Origin of the sequence: Haloplanus sp. CK5-1 (assembly GCF_037201915.1) — an archaeon.
Lineage (GTDB): Archaea > Halobacteriota > Halobacteria > Halobacteriales > Haloferacaceae > Haloplanus > Haloplanus salilacus.
Genome location: NZ_CP147505.1, coordinates 1,005,381 through 1,027,408, shown reverse-complemented (window position 1 = coordinate 1,027,408; position 22,028 = coordinate 1,005,381). Strand labels below are relative to the sequence as shown.

Here is a 22,028-nt window from a genome sequence, read left to right as displayed (position 1 = left end):
GTGATCCCCGCTTGCCCCGAGTTCGTCCCCGACTCCTCGGACTCCCGCGCGGAGATGGAGGCACTGCAGCGCGAGGTAGCCGACGCTGCCCGGTTCGACGACGACCTGGGGGTCGATCCGGCGGCCGTCTCGCTGTCCGCCGACGCGACGCTCGGCGGCGACGACCGCCCCCTCGTCGCCGGGGTCGATCAGGCCTTCCTCGACGGACGGGCGGTCAGCGCCGTCGTATGCCTTCGCGGGGGCGACGTGGTCGAACGCGCCCACGCCGTGACCGACCTCTCGATTCCGTACGTTCCCGGATTGCTCTCCTTTCGGGAGGGTGGGCCGATCCTCGCGGCGTTCGAAGAACTGGAGGCGACGCCGGACCTCGTCGTCTTCGACGGGAGCGGGCGCATCCACTACCGACAGGCGGGCCTCGCGACGCATCTGGGCGTCGTCCTCGACGTGCCGAGCGTCGGCGTCGCCAAGAGCCTCCTCTGTGGACGGGCCGACGGCGAGACGGACGGGAACCCCGAGGGGTGGCGCGCGCCGGTTCGGGCCGACGAGTCCGTGGACGCCCCCGAGGGGACCGTCCTCGGCTACGCCTACCAGTCCCGGCAGTACGACTCGAACCCGGTCATCAACCCGCTGTACGTGAGCCCGGGCCACCGGGTCGACGCGGAGACGGCCGTCGGACTGATCGAACGCCTGTGTGACGGCTACAAACTCCCGGAGCCGACACGGTTGGCCGACGCGTACGCCGAGGAGTGTAAGGACTCGACGTAGGCGCTTCGCACGTTTTAAGCCACGTCTCGCGTACCTTCGGGTAATGAGCGACGATCAGGAACTCGGGATCACCGAGTCGAAAGAACACAGCACGGGCGAGTGGTACGCCGAAGTCGTCCGGAAGGCGAAACTGGCGAACTACGCGCCGGAAGGCATGAGCGGGTTCATCATCACGCGCCCGCGCGGGTACGCGCTCTGGGAACGGATCCAAGACGAACTCGACGACCGGTTCAAAGCGACCGGCGTCCGGAACGCCTACTTCCCGATGCTCATCCCGGAGTCGTACCTCGAACGCGAGAAGGACGTGGTCGAGGGGTTCGACCCCGAGGTGGCGTGGGTCACGCAGGGCGGTTACGACGAACTGGAGGAGCGACTCGCGGTCCGGCCGACCAGCGAGAGCATCATCGCGCCGTATCTGAGCCGGTGGATCCGGAGTCACCGCGACCTGCCGATGCGGATCAACCAGTGGTGTAGCGTGATCCGGTGGGAGGCGACGGAGACGAAGCCGTTCTTCCGGACCAAGGAGTTCCTCTGGCAGGAGGGCCACACCGCACACGCGAGCGACGAGGACGCGTGGGCGGAGACGATGACCCGTCTCGACCAGTACGAGGACCTGTACGAAGACGTCCTCGCGATGCCGGTGCTCCGCGGGAAGAAGCCGGAACACGACAAGTTCCCCGGCGCGGACACCACGACGACGGTGGAGGCGCTGATGCCCGACGGCAAGTCCGTCCAAGGCGCGACCAGCCACCACCTCGGGCGGAGTTTCGCCGAGGCGTTCGACATCACGTTCACCGACGAGGACGAGGACGAGCGGGTGGCCCACACCACTTCGTGGGGGGTCTCCTGGCGGGCACTCGGCGCGCTCATCATGACCCACAGCGACGATCAGGGACTCGTGTTGCCACCGACGATGGCCCCCGAACAGGTCGCAATCGTCCCGATCTGGCAGAAAGAGACCAAGGAGGACGTCCTCGACTACGCCGAGGGTATCGCCGACGACCTGCGCGAGGCCGGAATCCGCGTCGAACTCGACGACCGCGACGAGCACAATCCGGGGTTCAAGTTCAACGAGTGGGAACTGAAGGGCGTCCCCGTCCGTATCGAGGTCGGCCCGAACGAGGTAGAGGAGTCGGCGGCGACGCTCGTCCACCGACCGGACGGCGAGTCGGTCGAGGCCGATCGCTCGGACATCGTCGACGCCGTCGAGGGGAGTTTCGACGAGGTGTACGCCAAACTGTACGCCGCCGCCGAGGAGAACCTCGAAGCGAACGTCCGGGAGGCGTCGGACCGGGCGGACGTCCTGGGCACCCTCGGGCAACACGGCGGCTACGTGAAGACTCCGTGGTGTGGCGACGAGGGCTGCGAGGCGAAAGTCAAAGACCAGATGGCCGCCGAAATCGTCATGGTCCCCTTCGAGGACTCCGGGGAGACGATCCACGAGGGCGAGACCTGCGCCCTCTGTGACGACGACGCAGTCGAGACGGCCTACTTCGCACGGTCGTACTGATACGGTTTGTTGTAACTGTTTGCCGGTGGGTCGCCAAGGCGGTCCGGCGACTCACCGGTGATAACTTACAATAATCCGTACGATTCCCCGGATCGGCCGGGGGGTCGGTTTCCCCGCACTCCTAGTATGGTATATATTACCTTGTATGTGACTAATGAACTGTTACGATATCAGGAACAGGCTGATAAGGGGGTGCGTGGTAAGCCGCCTATGACCAAGCCGCGGAGAGACGCCCACGCCGATCAGCGGGGGCTTGCGGATCCCACCGACGACCGATCGAACTGTGGTGTAGGAGTCGTTCTTGACCTCGACGGCGGCGACTCCCACCAGACCGTCGCCGACGGTATCGACCTCCTCATCAACCTCGAACACCGGGGGACCACGGGGGCCGAAGAGGCCACCGGGGACGGAGCGGGAATCATGATCCAGCGACCCGACGAGTTCTTCGAGGGCGTCGTCGGCGACCTGCCCGAGACGTACGCCGTCGGCTCCGTGTTCATGCCACAGGATGGTGCGGCCCGGCAGGGACTCATGACCATCTTCGAGCGGACGCTGGCCGAACACGGGGTCGAGGTGTTCCACTGGCGGGACGTGCCGACGGACAATACGGAACTGGGACGGACCGCGCTCGACTCCGAGCCGGACGTCTACCAGCCGTTCATCCGGCCGACCGAGGGGATGGATGACGACGAGTTCGACCGCGCGCTCTACGTCGCGCGCCGGGCCGTCGAGAACGCCATCGACGAGCTCGACTCGGCCGGTGCCGACCGGTTCTACATCTGTTCGCTCGACCGCGAAACGCTCGTCTACAAGGGACTCCTGAAGGCGACCCAGCTCCCCACGTACTACCCCGACCTCGTCGACGAGCGCGTCAAGTCGACGCTCGTGCTCGTCCACGCCCGGTTCTCGACGAACACGCTGGGCGCGTGGCATCTCGCACACCCGTACCGCAACATCATCCACAACGGCGAGTTCAACACCATCCGCGGCAACATCAACTGGATGCGGGCCCGGGAGACGGACCTCGAACATCCGGACTTCGGCGACGACCTCGACACGCTGAAGCCGATCATCAACGACCCCAACCAGAGCGACACCGCCTCCGTCGACAACGCACTCGAACTCCTCGTCCAAGGCGGCCGTGACCTCCCCCACGCCCTCCGGATGCTCATCCCCGAGGCCTTCCGCAAGGACGAGGAGATGAGCCAGGACCGCAAGGAGTTCTACGACTACCACGCGAGCCTCGTCGAACCGTGGGACGGGCCAGCCCTGGTCGTCGGCACGGACGGCGACCGGATCGCCGCCGCCCTCGACCGCAACGGGCTCCGACCCTGCCGGTACGACGTGACCGAAGACGACCGACTCATCATGGCCAGCGAGGCCGGTGCGCTCGACATCGATCCCGCGGACATCGAGGAACGTCACCGCCTCCAGCCGGGGCAGTTGCTCGTCGCCGACCCCGAGGAGGGTCGGATCGTCCCCGACGAGGAGGTGTTCGACGACCTCACCGACGAGAAGTACGGTGAGTGGATCGAACAGGAACAGCGCCACCTCGGCGAGACGGCGAGCGAGGACTACGAACCCCGCGGCCGGGTCGAGACGCTCCGGGCCGAGCAAGCCGCCTTCGGCTACACGTACGACCAACTCGACCACCTCGTCGAGCCGATGGCCGAGGACGGCAAGGACCCGGTCGGGTCGATGGGTGACGACACGCCGCTGTCGGTGCTGTCGGACTTCAACCGCCCGCTGTTCACGTACTTCAAACAGCTGTTCGCGCAGGTGTCGAACCCGCCGATCGACTACATCCGCGAGGAACTGGTGACGAGTCTGGAGTCCCGGCTCGGCCCCCAGCGCAACCTGCTGGACGAGTCGCCGGAACACGCCCGCCAACTCGTCGTCGATTCGCCGGTGCTGACCGACGCCCAGACCGAGGAGATCAAGGCCTACGACGGCGAGTTCGAGTCGACCGTCGTCGACATGACCTACGAGGAGGGGACCGGCCTGCGGGAGTCCGTCGAGGACCTACGCCGCGACGCCCGCGAGGCCATCGAGGCCGGCGCGGACATCGTCGTCCTCTCGGATCGAAACACCGGTCCCGACCGGATTCCGATCCCGAGTCTGCTCGCGACCGGCGGCGTCCACCACGCGCTGGTCCGGAACGGGCTTCGCAACCACGCCGGACTCGTGGTCGAGTCGGGCGACCCCCGCGAGGTCCACCACCTCGCCACGCTCGTGGGCTACGGGGCCGACGCGGTCAACCCCTACCTCGCCTACCAGAGCATCTGTGACATCGTCGCCGGACCGGACGGGGCCGACGAGGAGGCGGCCATCGACCGCTACACGAAGGCGCTCGAGGATGGTCTCCTGAAGACGATGGCGAAGATGGGCATCTCGACCGTCGAGAGCTACCAGGGCGCACAGATCTTCGAGGCGGTCGGGCTCTCTTCGGACTTCGTCCGCGAGTACTTCGAGGGGACGGAGATCCGGACGGAGGGGATCGGTATCGACCAGATCGAGGAGGATCTGCTCGCGCGCCATGCGGTCGCCTACGGCGACGACCCCGACCTGGAACGGCAGGGCGAGTACGAACACCGCTCGGACGGCATCCACCACCAGTGGAACCCGAAGACGGTCGGGACGCTCCAGCAGGCGGTCCGCTCCGGAAACTACGAGAAGTACACGGAGTTCGCGGAGATGATCAACGAACAGCAGGAGAACCTCCAGACGCTGCGTGGCCTACTGGAGTTCGACAGCGACCGCGACCCCGTCCCACTGGAGGAGGTCCAGCCGGTCCACGAGGTCGTCGAGCGGTTCTCGACGGCCGCCATGTCGCTGGGCTCGTTGTCGCCGGAGGTTCACGAGACCAACTCCATCGCGATGAACCGCATCGGCGGGAAGTCCAACACCGGCGAGGGGGGTGAACCGCCGGAACGGTTCGGGACGGAGAAGGAGTGCAACATCAAACAGGTGGCATCGGGTCGGTTCGGCGTCACTTCGAACTACCTCTCCTCGGCCGATGAGCTACAGATCAAGATGGCCCAGGGGTCCAAGCCCGGCGAGGGGGGTCACCTTCCGGGCAAGAAGGTCAACGAGATGATCGCCCACGTCCGCTACTCGACACCGGGTGTCGGTCTCATCTCGCCGCCGCCGCTCCACGACATCTACTCGATCGAGGACCTCAAACAGCTGATCCACGACCTGAAGACGGCCAACCCCGAGGCCGACATCAACGTGAAACTCGTCGCCGAGGCGGGGATCGGTACCATCGCAGCCGGCGTCGCCAAGGCCAACGCCGACGTGGTCCACATCTCCGGACACTCCGGGGGTACGGGCGCGTCGCCCAAGACGTCGATCAAGAACGCCGGCCTGCCGTGGGAACTCGGCTTGGCGGAGGCCAACCAGATGCTCCGGGCGACGGGGCTCCGCGACCGCATCCGCATCTCCGCGGACGGCGGCATGATGACCGGTCGCGACGTCGCCGTCGCTGCGCTTCTGGGAGCCGAGGAGTACGTCTTCGGGACGGCCAGCCTCATCTCCTCGGGCTGTGTGATGGCGCGCATCTGTCACACCAACAACTGTCCGACGGGCGTCGCCACGCAGGACGGGGACCTCCGCGAGCGGTTCTCTGGACAGCCGGATCACGTCATCAACTACATGGCCTTCCTGGCCGAGGAACTCCGCGAGATCATGGCCGACCTGGGCTTCCGGAGCCTCGAGGAGATGATCGGTCGGCCCGGCCTCCTCGAACAGGTCGAAACGGACCACCCCCGGGCCAAACACCTCGACCTCTCGGCCATCATCGCCGACCCCGAGGGGGACGAGCGCCACAAGATCCGCGAGCAGAAACACGCGGACGTCGGGACCCACATCGACCGTGACCTGATCGGGGCGGCGACGGACGCCATCGAGGAGGGCGAACCCGTCCACTTGCGCCGCGACATCGAAAACGGCGACCGGGCGGTGGGTGCGATGCTGTCGAACCGCATCTCCCAGCGATACGGCGAGAGCGGCCTGCCCGAGGACACCGTTTCGTGTACCTTCGACGGCGTCGCCGGGCAGAGTTTCGGGGCCTTCCTCGCCGACGGCGTGACGATGGAGCTCGTCGGCGCGGCAAACGACTACGTGGGCAAGGGGCTGTCGGGCGGCAAGGTGATCGTCCGGACGCCCGAGACGGCCGCGTACGAACCCGAGGAGAACATCCTCGTCGGCAACGTCTGTCTGTACGGAGCGACCCAGGGCGAACTGTACGTCAACGGCCTCGCGGGCGAGCGCTTCGCGGTCCGCAACAGCGGCGTGAAGGCGGTCGTCGAGGGTGTCGGCGACCACGGCTGTGAGTACATGACCGGCGGCGTCGTGGCCGTCCTCGGCGAGACGGGGCGGAACTTCGCGGCCGGCATGTCCGGCGGCATCGCCTACGTCTACGACCCCGACGACGAGTTCGAGGGGCGTGTCAACACCGGGATGGTCACCGTCGAGGACGAACTCAAGGAGTCGGACGAGACGATGCTCCGCCGACTGGTCGAGAACCACTCCGACTACACCGACAGCGACCGCGCGGAAGCGCTGCTCTCCGAGTGGGGCGTCGAGGTCCGGAACTTCACGAAGGTGATGCCCGACGCGTACGCGGAGGTCATCGCCGAGGAGAGCCGCGAGGACGTTCGCGACGAACTGCCGGAGCCGGCGTCGACCGCCGGTCGGGGCGAAACCGGGGCCGAGACGGCTCAAACCGGCGACTACTAACTTACACCGGGTCCATACCCGGCACTTCCTCTTCGAGCCACTCCCGGAACCAGACGACACGCTTCAGTCGCTGATGAGCGATGCTCTCGGCCGCGTCGCTCTGGACCCGGTCGGCGGCGTCGTGGCCGCGTTCGACGACGCGTTCGACCATCTCGTTTGCGTCCATGTGGGTGCGGGACTCGTACCCCATCCGCAGGAGCATCAACACCGCACCGTTGGCCCCCACCTTGTCGAGGACGTCGGCCTCGATGAGACACTGCGTCTCCATCGACACGTCGTCGAGGGGACCCTGGTACGAGTGGTCGCGAACCGACTGGGTCACCTGCTCGACGAACGACTGGGGGTAGTCGCCGCGCGTGTCGAGATACTCGCGGGCGACGCGCGCACCCTCGTCCGCGTGGCGCTCTTGGGCCGCCTCGAGTTTCGCGATGTCGTGAAACAGCGCCGCGACGCGGACGACGTCGACGTCGGCGCCCTCGCGGTCCGCGATCTCGGTCGCCAAGTCGACCACGTTCAGCGTGTGGTTGAAGCGGTACTCGGCGCTGTGCCACGGGTACCACCGCATCCGGCCGCCGTCCTCTTCGGCCTCGACGCTGGCCGCGAGGTAGTCCGAGACGAACCCCTTCATCTCCTCGAACGCCTCGTCCGAGACGGCGGACTCCTTGATCTCAATCCCCACACTCCCACCTCCATTGCGTTCGTGAGTCAGTCATTACCGAAAAAAGGGGTGTTCGACTATTAGGCGTTACGACGAGTCCGGTCGACGACCGACGGACAGCCAGTAGCCGCCAGCGAGGGCGAGTAGGGCCGCGAGCGTCCAGAAGGGGTGGACGAGGGCGAGGAGGAGGGTGACCGGAAGGCCGACGGCGACCGGATCATTCACCGACCGGTCGGCCAAGCGTTCACAGCGTGGACGAGTGCGGAGCGTGTGGTATGACATGGTTCGTGGAGGGAGACAGTCCGGTGTGTCGGATCGAGACCGACGCGCGAACCGTCGGAGCGTCAGGGGGAGAGCCGAGGGCGAGCGGTTCGTTTCGCTTGTTCGGCTCAAACCAAACAAACAGACCAAACAATTTAATACTTACGCTCCGTCGGTGCGGACGTGACAGGATGGTGGCTCGACCGGGCGGAGAGCGGGGACCGACGATGACCGACGCCGACCGCGAGGCGGTCCGAGAGGAGGTGATCGAGTCGATAGAGCGGTCGGTCGAGGTGTACGGGTTGAGTCGGAGCGCGGGACGGGTGTACGGGGTCCTCTACTTCGCGATCGAACCCCTTTCGATTCCGGAACTGGTCGAGGAGACGGGGTACGCGAAATCGACCATCAGCAACGTGACCCGCACGCTCACGCGCGTCGGACTGATCCGTCGTCGGTCGTCCGGCGGCGGCGGGCGGCGGGTGCAGTTCGAGGCCGCGACTGATCTCTGGTACGTCGTCCAGAACGTCTTTCAGCAGTACGTCGCCCGCGAGATGGCGACGACGCGGCGCACCCTCGATCGAGCGCTGTCCCGACTGGACGCGGCGGGCGTCGAACCGGGCACGGCCGAGTACGACCGCATCCGGCGACTATCCCGAACGTACGACGACGTCGAGACGCTCCTCGAGCTGGCGACCCGACACTCGGCCGCGGAACTGATCGAGGCCATCGAGCAGTACGAGGACGGGGAGTGATCACCACGAGACGGTGTAGATACAGACGTCGTCGCCGTCCCGCCGGCACTGGTCCCCACGCTCCTCGACGAAGACGAACGACTCCACGGGCGCGTACCGGCGGGCAACGGCACGAACCAGCCCCCGGTCGAACTCGCAGGGGTAGGGTGTCAGACAGGTCACCGTCGCCGTACGGTCGCCGGTCGCCTCGACCTCGTAGTGTCCGATGTCGCCGCCGCGATGGTTGTCGCGGTAGGCGTCGTCGATGGACCGGAGTCCGTCGGCGACGGTCGACGGGGCCGACGGCCACGCCGCGACGTCGGGGATCTGTTCGCCCAGACGATCCAGAATGTGCGGTTCGAGGTCGTCGGCGATGGTCTCGAAGGTGTCGAGCCAGGCCTGTTGTGGATACCACTCCTCGGTCGACGGGTCGTCGATACCGTTGGCCGCGAGGGCGTCGCGGGCCGTCTCCCGGTACGTCTCCGAGAAGCGGGCGAGTGCGTCGTCGACGACGGCCAGAACCGTCCGACCGTGGACCTCCACGTCCTCGTCGAAGGCCTCGTAGGGAGCCATCGTGCGGTGGTACGTGCGAGGCAGTGATATAGGTGGGTGGAGGAAACCGGCGCTCCGTCGAACGGACGCCGTGTATCCGTTCCGTTCCGTTCCCCGCCGTCTCGTCGGGACGGCGATCAATCCGGGTGGTCCCGGTCGGTGGCGTGCCGAACGCAGTCTTTTATACGCTCGAGGGGAAGCACGATGTATGCATCCCGATGGGACGTATCTCAAGGAAGCGGCGGACGTCTCGCTCGAGATCCCACAGGACGTGACCGACGCGGTCCACGACGTCCTCTCGGACGTACGGGCGGACGGCGACGACGCGATCCGGAAGTTCACACGGCGGTGGGACGAGGTCGACCGGGAGGATCTCCGCGTCTCGGAGGCCGAGATCGAGGCGGCCCGGGAGGACCTCACCGAGGACGAACGCGAGACGATCGACCACACCATCGCCAACGTCCGGCGGTTCCACGAGGAACAGCGCGATCACATCCAGTCCTTCGAGAAGGAGTTCCAGGACGGTGTCTACCTCGGACAGCGGATCGTTCCGATCGAGACCGCGGGCGTCTACGTCCCCGGGGGTCGCCACCCGCTGGTCGCCGCACCCGCGATGTCGATCGTCCCCGCGACGATCGCCGGGGTCGACCGCGTCGTCGCCTGTGCGCCGCCACAGTCCGACGGCACCATCCAGTCCGCACAACTGTACGCGATGGACAGCGCGGGAGCCGACGAGGTGTACGTCGCGGGCGGCGCACAGGCCATCGGGGGGATGGCCTACGGCACCGAGACGATCCCGAGCGTCGACAAGATCGCCGGCCCCGGAAACGTGTTCACGACGGAGGCCAAGCGACAGGTGTACGGCCACGTCGGGATCGACTTCCTCGCCGGGCCGACCGAGGTGCTGATCGTCGCCGACGACACCGTCGACCCCGGCCTCGTCGCAACGGATCTACTCGCACAGGCCGAACACGACCCGAACTCGCGTCCCGTCCTGATCGACCTCGACGAGGACCACGCCCGGGCCGTGATGGAGGCCGTCGACGACCAGTTGCCGGGGCTCCGCACCGAGGAGGTCGCCCGCGAGTCGTGGGCGGAGAACGGCGAAGTCCTGATCGTTCCGGACCGCGAGACGGCCGTCGAGGCGGCTAACGAGTACGCCATGGAACACCTCCAGTTGATGGTCGACTCGCCCCGCGACCTCGTCGACGGCCTCCGGAACTACGGGTCGCTGTTCATCGGCGAACACTCCCCGGTCGTGTTCGGGGACAAGGCGGTCGGTACCAACCACAGCCTCCCGACGCTCGAGGTGTCCCGCTACAGCGGCGGCATCTGGGTGGGGACGTACCTGAAGACGCTCACCCACCAGGAGGCGACCGCCGAGGGCGCGGCGGAGGTTGCGGAGTGGGCCGCCCGCATCTGTGAACTGGAGGGAACACACGGCCACCAACTCTCCGCGGAGGCCCGCCTGCGCGATGAGTGAGCCACTGGAGGATCGAACCGCCTTCGTCACCGGCGGCAGCCAGGGTATCGGGCGCGAAATCGCGCTCACGCTCGCCGCCGACGGAGCGAGCGTCGCCGTCGCCGCCCGGGGCGACGGGATCCGAGAGACGGCCGACGCCATCGGCGAGGGGGCGCTTCCCGTCCGGACGGACGTCACCGACGAGGACTCCGTCCGGTCGTCGATCGAGGAGACGGTCGAGGCGTTCGAGGGGTTGGATATCCTCGTCAACAACGCCGGCATCGCCGGGCCGACTGCACCCGTCGAAGACGTGACCGTCGCGGAGTGGGAGTCGACGATGGACGTCAACGTCACCGGGATGTTCCGGACGACCAAACACGCAGTCGATCACCTCCGGGCGAGCGACGCCGGCCGCGTCGTCAACATCTCCTCGATCAGCGGGAAGCGACCGCTGGAGAACCGCACGCCGTACACCGCCTCGAAGATGGCCGTCATCGGATTCACGCGGACGCTCGCGTTCGAACTCGGCGACGACGGCGTCACCGCGAACGCGGTGTGTCCCGGTGCGACGAAGGGGCCCCGCATCCGGGACGTGATCGAGGAACAGGCCGCGGAACTCGACGTCCCCTACGAGGAGGCCAAGCGCCGCGTGTTCACCGACGACGCCGCACTCGGCGACCTCGTCGATCCGGAGGACGTCGCGAACATGGTCGCGTATCTCGCGAGCGAGAAGGCGCGACACGTCACCGGTCAGGACATCAACGTCACGGCCGGGAGCGTCTGGTACTGACGGGAGCGAGGGACCGATCCCTCGCGGAACGCGGGCGATTCAGTACGGCAGGAAGTACAGTCCGAGCCCGAACACCGGCGTCAGCACGATCATGATGATCATCGTGTAGCCGAGGATGTCCCGGGCCCGGACCTTCGTCAGGCCGAGTAGCGGGATGGCCCAGAACGGCTGGAACATGTTGGTCCACATGTCGCCGGTGCCGTAGGCGATGATGGCCTTGCCCGGCGGAACGCCGAGTTCGACGGCCGTGCCGCCGATGATGCCGCCGATGATCCCCCACTCACCACCGCCACTCGGGACGAACAGGTTCATAACGCCGCCCAGCAGCCACGCGATGACGGGGAAGGTGGCGGGCGTCGCGATGTCGAGGAGCGCTTCGGCGATGAGGTCGGACAGGCCGGAGCCACTGATGATGCCGAGGATGCCGGCGTAGAACGGGAACTGGAGGATGATGCCCGCCGCACCTTCGGTGGCGTCGCGGATCGCCTCCATGTACGCCCGCGGCGTCTTGTGGAGGAACAGGCCGAGCGTGATGAAGATGAAGTTGAACAGGTTCAGGTCGAGCGCCTCGCCGATGGTGCCGACCTGTGCGAGGTAGTCGACGATGTATACGAGCATCCCGAGGGCGAGGAGGTACGCGATGAGCCGACTGTCGTTGATCCGATCCGCGGGCGTGGCCTGCTCGACGCCGCCGTCGGTCTGGGGTTCGGGGTCGGTCGGCTCCGAGAGCGCTTCGATGTCGGCGTCGAGGAGGCTGGGCGCGTAGTCCTCGATGCCGGTCGCGTTCTCCTCTTCTGGAGCGAGGAAGTACAGCGTGATGGTGACCGTGATCAGGACGAGGACGGCGATGCCGAGGGCGTACACGGTGAACACCGACTCCGAGAGCGGGACGACGCCGATGGTGTCGACGAAGGGGTGATCCTCCGTCGCGGAGAGCAATCCCGCACTCGTCGAGGGACCGACGTGCCAGATGACCTGACTCGTGTAGCCGGCCGCACAGAGGATGGGGTAGTGGAACGTCTTCCCGCGCTTGTAGCCGGCGCGGGCGACGAAGATGGCGAAAATCGCCCCGACGATGAGGCCGACGCCCCAGTGGAAGTAGCCGCCGAACATGCCGACGACGCCGGTGAGGGCCGCCGCCTGCGAGTTGTTGTCCGGCCACGCGGCGAGCTTGTCGAGGTAGTTACTGACCAAATCGGAGTCCGCGACGGCGTATCCGGTCACGAGGATGAGCACCATCTGCATCGCGAACGTCAGTAGCGTCCAGAACCCGCCGTACCAGTTCCGGACGTTTTCGATCGGACCGTCTGGTGTCGCGACGTTCGCCGCGATGTACGCGATGATCGTGAGCAGTACAGCGAACAGGAACGGGTTCGGGATCCACTTCTCCGACCAGTTGGCCATCCCTTGGCCGAACGCTTGTATTGGGCTGCGAGACGCTGACATGGTACGTAGATACACGCCCAAGCATCTCATATAAACGTTCGGGAATTTTTGTGAGAAAGGGACGGACGTAACAGGGGACGAGACTGTCACATAGACTGGAAACGGTCGCGTCGATTCTGATCACGGTCGCCTCCCTACGTTCCGTGCACTGCGTCGAATCCAGAGTCGGTTATTTATTCCTTAGATTCGTTCTTTGAAAAGTATAGTCCCGGGCGGATTCGAACCGCCGTCCTGGGCTCCAAAGGCCCAGATGATTGGCCACTACACCACGGGACTGCATCGGCACTTCGGTCGTCACTCGACGCGCACGAGATATAAATCCGGCCGTTCGCGATCAGTCCGCCGGCCGCTCACACTCGACTTCGAGTTCCCGGCAGGCGTCGCTTTCGGCGTCGAAACAGTCCGGACAGTTGGGGTTGCGGTCGATGATCGTATCGAGGCGCTCGGCCACTGTGTCGTCGATGACGGCTTCGAGATCGCGAGCCTCGGCACGGAAATCCTCCACGTCGAGGACGTTCGCGAGGAACCGCTCGATGATGCAGTACGTCTGTAGCGCGTCCCGAGCGCGGGCGATGCCCTCGTCGGTGAGGCGAACACCCTTGTACTTCTCGTGGTCGGCGAGGCCGCGGCCCTCGAGTTTGCCGATCATCTCGTTGGCGCTCGCGGGACTCACGTCGAGCATGTCCGCAAGCGTCCCGGTCGACGCGGGACCGTCTTCCATCTCCTGAATCAGGTAGATCGCCTTGAGGTACTGGTCTGCCGTGTTCATCGCTAGTCGCGTTCCTCCATGATGGTCGTCACCTCTTCGACCCCCTCGGCCTCCTCCTCGCGGATGGATCGCAGGGTGTCGAGGACCCGGTCGCGGTCGATCGAGAATCGCGCGTCGCTGGCCTCGATCGCCGCTACCAGATCGTCGTAGAACTTGTACGCCGTCTCCTCGTTGCAGAGCTGATCGTAGAGGACGCCGTCGAAGTCGTCGGGCTTGGTCTGTCCGTACTGTGCCTCGACGAGTCGCTCGATGTCCTCGAACGGGACGCTCTCGGCGTCGAGGTCGGCGATCAACTCTTCCAACCGCTCGCGGTGGACGGCCGACTCCTCGGCGGCACCGGCGAGCAGGGCTTCGATTTCGGGGTCGAGCGTCGCAGCCTCCGCCTCCGTGTCGAGCGACTGGTAGTGGTGGTGGGCGCGGGCCTCGACCACTTCCTCCAAGACGATACCGATCTGGAGCAGGCGGGCGAGTTGGTGGTCGGAGCCGACCCGGTGGCTGACGCTCATGGCGGTGCGTGCCACCTCCGGACGACGACGCGTGTGGCCGGGACGGTCATACGACGTGTTCGGGGCGAGGGGAACTTAAGGCGTTCCCTGTGCCCGTCGAGCGGTCCAGTTCCAGTCCTCGGAACTACTCGCGCAGGCGGGCCCTGATCCGGGACTGGAGGTCCTCTCGGAGTTCGTCGACCGCGATCTCCTCGAAGACGGGGACGAAGAAGCCCTCAACGAGCATGTTCCGGGCGTCGCGCTCGGAGATGGATCGGGAGGTCAGGTACAGCAGGTCCTCCTGGTCGACCTGTCCGACCGTCGCAGAGTGGGACGCCTCGGTGTCGTGGTTGTTGATGATGAGCTTCGGCGAGGCGTCGGCCTCGCTGTCGTCGCTCAGCATAAGCGTGTTCTCCCGCTGGTAGGAGTTGGTGTCCCAGGCGTCACGGCCGACGTCTTGGACACCCTCGTACACCGAGCGCGCCGTGTCGTCGAGGACGCCCCGCGTGACCAGGTCGGCCGTGGTGTGTTCGGCCTCGTGCCACACTCGCGCGTTCACGTCGAAGTGCTGGTCCTCGTGGGCGAAGAAGGCCCCGACGATCTGGCTCTCGGAGCTGTCGCCGTTGAGCTCCGTCTCGATGTCCGAGCGGGTAAGCCGGGAGCCGAGGTTGCCCTCGATCCAGTCGATCGTCGCGTACACGTCGGCGTCGCCGCGCTTGAGCGTGACGTTGTACGTGTCCCGATCGAGCGTCTGGAGCGACCCGTACTGGACGTAACTGTTCTCGCCCGCGTCGACCTCGACGAGGTTGCTGTAGTAGCGCTCGCCCTCGACGGCCTCGTCGCCGGTGTCGATCCGCTCGAGGATCGTCACCGACGACGAGTCCTCGGTGACGACGAGCGTGTGGCTGAACAGCGACCGCGAGTTCATGTCCGTCCGGATGGTCACGTCCTCGGCGTCGACGCCCTCGGGGACGTAGACGAAGGTGCCCGTCGTGAACAGCGCGACCGACAGCGCGGTCAGGTAGTTCGTCTCCGGGTCGATGACGGAGCCGAAGTTCTCCTCGAGGAGCTCCGGGTACTCCACCATCGCCTCGGTGAACGACAGCACCTCGACGCCCTCGTCCGTGACGCGTTCGGTGTCGTCGGACTGGTTGAGCGGGTCGGCCAGTTCGCCGAAGTCGAGTTGGTCGAGGTCGGTCCACCGACGTCCGGGCGTGTTGATGACGTCGGGCATCTCCAGGCGATCCATCGCCTTGAGCGCCTTGAGCCGCGTCTCGCGGAGCCAGTCCGGCTCGTCGCGGCGCTCCGCGATCTGGTGGACCGTCGCTTCCGAGAGGTCGGCTGGTACCTGCGCACTCATGGTTATCCGAGGCTCCCCTCCATCTCGAGTTCGACGAGACGGTTGAGTTCGACCGCGTACTCGATAGGCAGTTCCTCGGTGAGCGGTTCGATGAAGCCCGAGACGATCATCTGCTTTGCGTCGTCGTCGTCGAGGCCACGGCTCTGGAGGTAGAAGATGTCCTCGTCGCCGATCTTCCCGACGGTCGCCTCGTGGGCCACGTCGACTTTCGACTCGTTGATCTCCATGTACGGCATGGTGTCCGACGTGGACTCGTTGTCGAACATCAGCGCGTCACACTCGACGGCGGTCGAGGAGTCCGACGCGCCGTCCGCGATGTGGACCAGTCCTCTGTAGTTGGTGCGGCCACCGTCCTTCGAGATGGACTTGGACTCGATGGTCGACTTCGTCTCCGGGGCGTTGTGGTACACCTTCGCCCCGGTGTCGATGTTCTGACCCTCGCCCGCGAAGGCGATGGTGATGTGGTTGTCCGACGCGCCCCGACCCTTGAGGATCGAGGCGGGGTAGAGCATCGTCGCCTTCGACCCCATGGAGCCGGAGATCCACTCCATGCGCCCGTCGGCCTCGACGAGCGCACGCTTCGTGTTCAGGTTGTAGGTGTTCTTCGACCAGTTCTGGACCGTAGAGTACTGGACGTGTGCGTCCTCACCGACGAACACCTCGACGCCGCCGGAGTGGAGGTTGAACGCGGAGTACTTCGGGGCCGAACAGCCCTCGATGTAGTGAACCTCCGACCCCTCCTCGGCGATGATGAGCGTGTGCTCGAACTGACCCATCCCCTCTGAGTTCATCCGGAAGTACGCCTGCACGGGCATCTCGACGACGGTGTCCTCCGGGACGTAGACGAACGACCCACCGGACCAGATGGCGCCGTGGAGCGCCGCGAACTTGTTGTCGCTCGGGGGGACGCACTTCGTCATGAAGTGCTCGCGGACGAGGTCCTCGTGCTCTCGGACGGCCTCGTCCATGTTGCAGAAGATGACGCCCTTCTCCTCCCACTGCTCCTGCATGTTCTGGTAGACGACCTCGGACTCGTACTGCGCGCCGACACCCGAGAGGGCGTTCTTCTCGGCCTCGGGGATACCCAGTTTGTCGAAGGTGTCCTTGATGTCGTCCGGCAGGTCCGTCCAGTCGTCGACGCTCTCGCGTGTCTCGACGTCGGGCCGGATGTACGGGACGATTTCGTCGACGTCGACCTCACTCAGGTCGGGCTGGCCAGGCCAGTCCGTGGGCATCGGCATCTCCTGGAAGTGCTCCAGTGCGCGGAGACGCCGCTTCAGCATCCACTCCGGTTCGCCCTTGTCCTCCGAGATGACGCGGATCGTCTCCTCGGTGAGGCCCTTCTCCGCCTGGAAGGAGGAGCGCTCCTTTTTCTTGAATTCGAATCGCGCTTCGGTGTTGGTGTCTTTGAGATCCTCGTTCGAGCTCATACGTATGTTGTTAATCCTGTTTGCTTATATGCTTGTGCGTAAACTATTCACGTTACGCCGCCTCGTAGACCTGCTCGCGGACCCAGTCGTAACCTTCGTCCTCGAGCTTCTCGGCCAGTTCCGCACCGCCGCTTTTCGCGATCTCGCCATCGATCATGACGTGAACGTGGTCCGGTTCGACGTAGTCGAGGATGCGCTGGTAGTGGGTGATCTGGAGAACACCCGTGCCCTGTTCGTCGCGGAGGGCGTTGATCCCCTCGGAGACGTCCTGCAGCCGGTCGATGTCGAGGCCGGAGTCGATCTCGTCGAGCACCGCGATCGAGGGCTCGAGGATCGCCGCCTGCAGCACCTCGTTCTGTTTCTTCTCGCCGCCGGAGAACCCGGCGTTGAGGTAGCGCTGGGCGAACTTCTCGTCCATGTCCAGCAGCTCCATCTTCTCTTTCAACAGTTGCTGGAACTCGGCGACGCCGATCTCGCCGTCGTCGACGTCACCCTCCATCGGGGAGGTGTCGTAGCCGGCGTCGTCCTCGTCGGCGTCGGCCTCCTCTTCCTCCTCCTCGAACAGCTCCTCGCGCTCCTCGTGTTTGGCGTTGAGCGCCTGTCGGAGGAAGTTCGTCATGGTGACACCCTCGATCTCGGCCGGATACTGGAAACCGAGGAAGATGCCGAGTGCCGCGCGCTCGTTGGGTTCGAGTTCGAGGAGGTTCCACGTCCGCTTTTCGTCGGGTTCCTCCCCGTCGATGTCGTCGAGGTCCTCGTCGTCGAGGACGAGGGTGATCTCGCCGTCGGTGACCTCGTAGGCCGGGTGACCGGCGATCACCTTCGCGGTGGTCGACTTACCCGATCCGTTGGGGCCCATCAGGGCGTGAATCTCGCCCGAATCGACCTCGAGATCGACGCCACGGAGGATTGTTTCGCCGTCCTCTTCTGCGACTTCCGCGTGAAGGTTGTTGATCTGTAGTGTTGCCATTTCCCTATGGTACGGGTGGAGTGTAACACGCATAATGCTTACGCATTCTCCCCCTTCGAGTTTCCGTATCGAAAAGGAATATTTTCACAGCCGGAAGAGCCGGCTCAGAATTGGCCGAGTCCGGTCTGTCGCTGGCCGCTTTTCACCTCGTCCCACGAGAGGCCGAGTGCCTCGATGATCCGCTCGATCGGTCCCTTGAGCGTCTTCTCCAGCATCTTGTCCCAGTCGATCTCGAACGCCTCGGGGATCTGGTCGGCGTACTCGAAACAGATCACGTCGGGGTCGCGCTTGAACGACGCGTAGAGGTCGTCGGTCTGTGGATCGAACTCCTCCTCGGCCTCCAATCGCCGGAAGAATTCGGGATGGACCTTCTTCAGGTAGAGGCGCTTTGGCTTGCTCCCCCGCTGGAAGTTCGTCCCGAGGAGGTGGTTGGAATACTTCGCGCCCCGGACCTGTGCCGTGTCTGTGTCGTAGGCCGTGAGTCGCTTGCCGATCCCGCCGGGGATACCCACGTCGTCTAAATCGACGTTCCCTGCCTCGAAGTCGGCGATCACGTCGTGGACGTACTCCTCGATGTCGTCGACGTCGTCGCCGGTGACGATCATCTCGATGACCCGTCGCTGAACCTCCTTGGTGATCGGCGCGATGTCAGAGCGCTTGTACTCGAAGCCCGTGATGTCGATGTCGTCGACGTGTTTTCCCTCCTTCCAGACGATGTGGCCGGCGTAGCGCTTCTTCTTGCCCGCCTGGAAGAACCGCCGGTAGAGCTTCTCGAACTCGATCTGGAAGCGGTGTTCGTGGGCGTTCAACTCCTCGCGGGCGAAGGCGTCGTAGGAGTCGTTGATGCTCTCCTCGAGTTCGTAGCCCGTCTCGATGGCCCCGGCGATGCGCCGGAGGTCCGCCTCGTCGGCGTCGGGGTGGGCCTCCCGTACCTCGTCGGGGACCTCGTCGGCGACGGTTCCCTCTCCGATTTCTAACATGACTGAATCGGTGTCGCCGTAAGCCACCTCGTACCCCACGTCGTTGGCGGCGGACTGGGTGTGTTCGATGACGTCGCGGCCGGTGGCGGTGACGGCCGCGCCCATCTCCCGGTCGTAGAGACGGAACCGGTCCCATCCCAGAACGCCGTACAGAGAGTTGCCGACGAACTGGAATGTACCGTTCCGACCCGCGAGGAGCGTGTTGTTGTCCGCGACGGTGACACAGTACGCGCCGTCGGCGGCGGTGCTTCGACCGCCCGAGCGGTGCATCCGGAAACTGTTCGTGGCGTTCTCGGTGCAGTAGATGCGCCACGTGTCGCCATCGCGGTTGTAGTTCGCGGTCAGGCCGAGGTGAGCACACAGGCGGAGCACGTCGTCACGTAGTCGTTCGCTCGCCGTGGAGTACCGCCAACTGTTCACCTGCCGGTCGCCGTCGCCGGCGATCAGCGTGTCGAGGAATCGCTCTTTTTGTTCTGCGCTCGCCTCGAACACGAACTCCGGAATCCGCTTCTCGAAACTGTTCTCGCCACACGCTTCTTCGAGCCATCGCCCGAGAAGTCGGGAGGTGAACTGGTATCCTCGCTCGTCGGCGTAGTGGTCGAACCCCATCCGATCGAGGAGTTCGCCGATTGCGGTGTGCTCGTCCACGTCACCGCCGTCGGCGACGACGTCCTGTGCGATGTTCACCGTCGTGGCCGACCCGCGGAACGCGTCGTCGAACTGTTTGTCTTCGGACGTGTACACCGATCCTTCGGTGGTGTACCACGCCAACAGTTCGAGGAAGTCGTCGCCGTCGTAGAATCGGGGTATCCACTTCCGACCACGCTCGGCGTGGACGTAGAACTCGGAGCAGTGGTCGTCCAGATACTCTCGGTGGTCGTCGAACTGCGCGGCCGAGAGGACGTATCCCGTCCCGTCGCTGCCCTGTTTTTCCATCTTGTCCGGATACCAGCCGAATTCGGCAGCGAGCGTGTGTCCGTGAACCTCGTTGTTCGCCCACACCTCGTAGTCGCCGTCGAGGAGTTCGGTCAGATCGACGGTGTCAACTCGTTCACCGTCGGGGGCGTCCCAGCCGTGTGGCAGTTCGTAGTGTGACGACTCGGTCAGGTCGCCGGCCTCGACGAACCGGAAGTCGTCCCACGAGACACCGTTGGTGTCGTCCTTCCGGACGAGCATCCGATGGTTGGGCGTGACGCTGAAGTCGATCTTACTCGTCTCGATGTCGACGAGATCGCCGCGGTAGTCCGGATACGCGTGGGTCTCGGTTACCGGTTTCACCTCCAGACTCATCGCTTCGGGGTCGATCGAGTACACGTCGTCGCCGACCGCGAGGTCCCGGATATTTCTGACACCGTCGGGCGTCAACACGTCGGTGTCGGACGTGAAACAGTTCATGATTACCTTGACAGCTTGCTGCTGCCGGTCGTACTGCTCGTAGGCCTGACTGTCGGGGGCGTGGTCGTTGCGCTCGGCTTTCTTCTGTTCGCGCTCCTCCAGCAACTCGTCGACCATCTCCCGGATGACGCCGTCCGGCTCCTTCCGGAAGTGGGTCCCGTTGGGGGCGTGGTAGGTGTCGCCGTCGTAGTCCTCGGGGTCGACTTTCGTCTCCGGGGAGGCGTTGATGGTGACCATGCACATGGGGTACAGGCTCTTCAGGTCGAGGACGCTGACGTTCTCCTTGATACCCGTGATGGGGTCGAACACCGCGCCGCCCTCGTAGTCCTCGGCGTCGGCCCGCCCCTTCGAGGGGAGGGCGAAGTCCCCGTGGACCTTGTGTAGGACGTACACGTCCACGGCGTCGCCCGGCGTAGGGGCGTCCTCCAACTTACAGCCGACGAACGTCCGCACCTCGTCCCAGAAAGAGATGATATCGCGCTTGCGGTCGAGTTCGACACAGAGTTCCACGTCCCGGAGGTTGTACTCCAACAGGCGCTCGGGGTCATCCTCCCACAGGTCGCCGATGTCGCCGGTGTAGCGTTCCTTGCCCGCGCCGAGTTCCTGTTCGCCAACCGCGTCGAGGCGGTACGACTCCAGTTCGGTGAACTGGGTGCGTTTGTAGGCGTACAGGAGGTCGAAGACGACCCGTCCCTTCACCGTGGGGCCGCCCCAGTCACTCCGCCACACCTCGTCGATCCGCGACAGACGCTCGGGGTTCAGATCGGCGTCTACGTCCGGGCGCGCGCCGACGGTCTCCAGTCGGTCGATGAGATACGGAGCGTCGAAGTCCTCGAAGTTCCACCCCGTCAGTACGTCGGGGTCGGTCTCCTCGACGTAGGAGAGGAAGGCATCGAGCATCGCCGCTTCGGTCGGGAACGACCGGACGTCGACGTCCATCCCGTCGCTCAGGGCGTCGTAGTCGAGGCCATCGGATACCGCCCCGTCGCCGTCGGGGGCCTCGTAGAGCCACGCGAGGTACTCGTCGCGGTAGGAGTCGTGGCTGGTGAGACAGACGACCGTCTCCTCACCCTCCTCGGGGAAGCCCGAGCGGTCGTCGACCTCGATGTCGAAGGTGTTCACCCTGAGGTCGGCCTCGGGCGGACCGACCGCGGCCAGTTCGTCGTGTGGGACCTGAATCGGACCACTCTCCAGTCGCCGGACCGGGACCCGAACGCCGCCGCCGATGTCCTTGTCGATCAGCAGTCGGTTGGGAAAGAGGATGTCCGCCTCGAAGTGGTCGAACTCGTCGCGGATCTGCCCCACGTCGCGGGGCGTCCGCGTGCAGATCTTCGTCAGCGGTTCGCCGCGGATGCTCTCGTACCCCGTCTCGGTGCGCGTGATCACGTCGCGGTCGAGGTCGTCGTCGTCGAGACTCGCCGTCGGTGCGTAGAAGTAGGGTTCGAACCCGAGCACCCGGACGTGTTCGGCCGTGCCGTCCGCCCGTCGGCCGAACAGGTGGACGACGGGGTACTCCTCGGCACCCCCTCCCTCGACGGTGTAGTCCACCTGCGTGACCGAGAGGTCGACCGTCCCCTCGGGGTCCGGAAATTTCAGGTCCGCCGCGTCGACGACTTCCGCGACCGACTGCCCCGCGTCACCGGCGACGGCGACCGCCTCAGCGTCGGGTCTCTCGGCGTCCGTCGTGCCCCAAGACCCGGTGAGTTCGGTCTGAGTCATGCCGA

At 65.4% G+C, this 22,028-nt stretch carries 16 protein-coding genes and 1 tRNA gene; 6 read left to right on the top strand and 11 right to left on the bottom strand.

Going from position 1 to position 22,028, the window contains the following annotated elements; genetic code table 11:
* The 3 genes from NBT81_RS05385 (at window position 1) to gltB (ending at window position 7,015) form a co-directional block, all read left to right on the top strand.
* Window positions 1–765: an endonuclease V gene (locus tag NBT81_RS05385; protein WP_338742501.1), complete on the top strand. Its 765-nt coding sequence runs from the start codon at window positions 1–3 to the stop codon at window positions 763–765.
* Window positions 766–808: 43 nt separating this feature from the next.
* Window positions 809–2,275, top strand: a complete 1,467-nt coding sequence (gene proS / locus NBT81_RS05380; RefSeq protein ID WP_338741634.1) for a proline--tRNA ligase — start codon at window positions 809–811, stop codon at window positions 2,273–2,275.
* A gap of 210 nt (window positions 2,276–2,485) precedes the next feature.
* Window positions 2,486–7,015: a glutamate synthase large subunit gene (gene gltB, locus NBT81_RS05375; RefSeq protein ID WP_338741633.1), complete on the top strand. Its 4,530-nt coding sequence runs from the start codon at window positions 2,486–2,488 to the stop codon at window positions 7,013–7,015.
* 1 nt (window position 7,016) lies between these two features.
* Here gltB and NBT81_RS05370 read toward each other — a convergent pair whose 3' ends face one another.
* Both NBT81_RS05370 and NBT81_RS05365 read right to left on the bottom strand, forming a co-directional pair.
* On the bottom strand, window positions 7,017–7,694 hold the full coding sequence (locus NBT81_RS05370) for an HD domain-containing protein (RefSeq protein ID WP_338741632.1): 678 nt from the start codon (window positions 7,692–7,694) through the stop codon (window positions 7,017–7,019).
* 66 nt (window positions 7,695–7,760) lie between these two features.
* Window positions 7,761–7,955 (bottom strand): hypothetical protein, encoded by a 195-nt coding sequence (locus NBT81_RS05365; protein ID WP_338741631.1) that lies wholly within the window; start codon window positions 7,953–7,955, stop codon window positions 7,761–7,763.
* Between the two features lie 206 nt (window positions 7,956–8,161).
* Here NBT81_RS05365 and NBT81_RS05360 point away from each other — a divergent pair, with 206 nt between their 5' ends.
* On the top strand, window positions 8,162–8,686 hold the full coding sequence (locus NBT81_RS05360) for a GbsR/MarR family transcriptional regulator (protein ID WP_425498770.1): 525 nt from the start codon (window positions 8,162–8,164) through the stop codon (window positions 8,684–8,686).
* On the opposite strand, the gene NBT81_RS05355 is transcribed toward NBT81_RS05360, so the two are convergent.
* Window positions 8,687–9,238 (bottom strand): hypothetical protein, encoded by a 552-nt coding sequence (locus tag NBT81_RS05355; RefSeq protein ID WP_338741629.1) that lies wholly within the window; start codon window positions 9,236–9,238, stop codon window positions 8,687–8,689. It lies immediately after the preceding gene.
* Window positions 9,239–9,425: 187 nt separating this feature from the next.
* Between NBT81_RS05355 and hisD the strand changes: the two genes are divergently transcribed.
* Window positions 9,426–10,700 carry a histidinol dehydrogenase gene (gene hisD, locus NBT81_RS05350; protein ID WP_338741628.1) on the top strand — a complete coding sequence of 425 codons (1,275 nt, stop codon included), beginning with the start codon at window positions 9,426–9,428 and terminating at the stop codon, window positions 10,698–10,700.
* Window positions 10,693–11,469: an SDR family NAD(P)-dependent oxidoreductase gene (locus NBT81_RS05345; RefSeq protein WP_338741627.1), complete on the top strand. Its 777-nt coding sequence runs from the start codon at window positions 10,693–10,695 to the stop codon at window positions 11,467–11,469. The genes hisD and NBT81_RS05345 overlap by 8 nt, the downstream gene beginning before the upstream one ends.
* A 39-nt stretch (window positions 11,470–11,508) precedes the next feature.
* On the opposite strand, the gene NBT81_RS05340 is transcribed toward NBT81_RS05345, so the two are convergent.
* From NBT81_RS05340 to NBT81_RS05305, 8 genes are all read right to left on the bottom strand, one after another.
* Complete coding sequence (locus NBT81_RS05340) at window positions 11,509–12,915, bottom strand: short-chain fatty acid transporter (RefSeq protein ID WP_338741625.1); 1,407 nt, start codon at window positions 12,913–12,915, stop codon at window positions 11,509–11,511.
* Between the two features lie 203 nt (window positions 12,916–13,118).
* Window positions 13,119–13,191, bottom strand: a tRNA-Gln gene (locus NBT81_RS05335).
* A gap of 58 nt (window positions 13,192–13,249) precedes the next feature.
* Complete coding sequence (locus NBT81_RS05330) at window positions 13,250–13,684, bottom strand: metal-dependent transcriptional regulator (protein ID WP_338741624.1); 435 nt, start codon at window positions 13,682–13,684, stop codon at window positions 13,250–13,252.
* A 2-nt stretch (window positions 13,685–13,686) separates the two neighbouring features.
* Window positions 13,687–14,190 carry a ferritin-like domain-containing protein gene (locus tag NBT81_RS05325; RefSeq protein WP_338742500.1) on the bottom strand — a complete coding sequence of 168 codons (504 nt, stop codon included), beginning with the start codon at window positions 14,188–14,190 and terminating at the stop codon, window positions 13,687–13,689.
* A gap of 124 nt (window positions 14,191–14,314) precedes the next feature.
* Window positions 14,315–15,529, bottom strand: a complete 1,215-nt coding sequence (gene sufD / locus NBT81_RS05320; protein WP_338741622.1) for a Fe-S cluster assembly protein SufD — start codon at window positions 15,527–15,529, stop codon at window positions 14,315–14,317.
* 2 nt (window positions 15,530–15,531) lie between these two features.
* The gene (sufB, locus tag NBT81_RS05315; protein ID WP_338741620.1) at window positions 15,532–16,959 is read right to left on the bottom strand and encodes a Fe-S cluster assembly protein SufB; all 1,428 of its coding nucleotides are present in this window, start codon (window positions 16,957–16,959) and stop codon (window positions 15,532–15,534) included.
* A 52-nt stretch (window positions 16,960–17,011) separates the two neighbouring features.
* Window positions 17,012–17,929, bottom strand: a complete 918-nt coding sequence (locus tag NBT81_RS05310) for an ABC transporter ATP-binding protein (protein ID WP_338741619.1) — start codon at window positions 17,927–17,929, stop codon at window positions 17,012–17,014.
* Between the two features lie 104 nt (window positions 17,930–18,033).
* Window positions 18,034–22,023, bottom strand: a complete 3,990-nt coding sequence (locus NBT81_RS05305; protein ID WP_338741618.1) for a DNA polymerase domain-containing protein — start codon at window positions 22,021–22,023, stop codon at window positions 18,034–18,036.
* Window positions 22,024–22,028: the final 5 nt, after the last annotated feature.

Coding starts and splice junctions, on each gene's coding strand:
- NBT81_RS05330 (WP_338741624.1), bottom strand. CDS start 13,684: ATGAACACGGCAGACCAGTACCTCAAGGCGATCTACCTGATTCAGGAG.
- sufB (WP_338741620.1), bottom strand. CDS start 16,959: ATGAGCTCGAACGAGGATCTCAAAGACACCAACACCGAAGCGCGATTC.
- NBT81_RS05360 (WP_425498770.1), top strand. CDS start 8,162: ATGACCGACGCCGACCGCGAGGCGGTCCGAGAGGAGGTGATCGAGTCG.
- NBT81_RS05340 (WP_338741625.1), bottom strand. CDS start 12,915: ATGTCAGCGTCTCGCAGCCCAATACAAGCGTTCGGCCAAGGGATGGCC.
- sufD (WP_338741622.1), bottom strand. CDS start 15,529: ATGAGTGCGCAGGTACCAGCCGACCTCTCGGAAGCGACGGTCCACCAG.
- proS (WP_338741634.1), top strand. CDS start 809: ATGAGCGACGATCAGGAACTCGGGATCACCGAGTCGAAAGAACACAGC.
- NBT81_RS05305 (WP_338741618.1), bottom strand. CDS start 22,023: ATGACTCAGACCGAACTCACCGGGTCTTGGGGCACGACGGACGCCGAG.
- gltB (WP_338741633.1), top strand. CDS start 2,486: ATGACCAAGCCGCGGAGAGACGCCCACGCCGATCAGCGGGGGCTTGCG.
- hisD (WP_338741628.1), top strand. CDS start 9,426: ATGCATCCCGATGGGACGTATCTCAAGGAAGCGGCGGACGTCTCGCTC.
- NBT81_RS05325 (WP_338742500.1), bottom strand. CDS start 14,190: ATGAGCGTCAGCCACCGGGTCGGCTCCGACCACCAACTCGCCCGCCTG.
- NBT81_RS05365 (WP_338741631.1), bottom strand. CDS start 7,955: ATGTCATACCACACGCTCCGCACTCGTCCACGCTGTGAACGCTTGGCC.
- NBT81_RS05345 (WP_338741627.1), top strand. CDS start 10,693: ATGAGTGAGCCACTGGAGGATCGAACCGCCTTCGTCACCGGCGGCAGC.
- NBT81_RS05310 (WP_338741619.1), bottom strand. CDS start 17,929: ATGGCAACACTACAGATCAACAACCTTCACGCGGAAGTCGCAGAAGAG.
- NBT81_RS05355 (WP_338741629.1), bottom strand. CDS start 9,238: ATGGCTCCCTACGAGGCCTTCGACGAGGACGTGGAGGTCCACGGTCGG.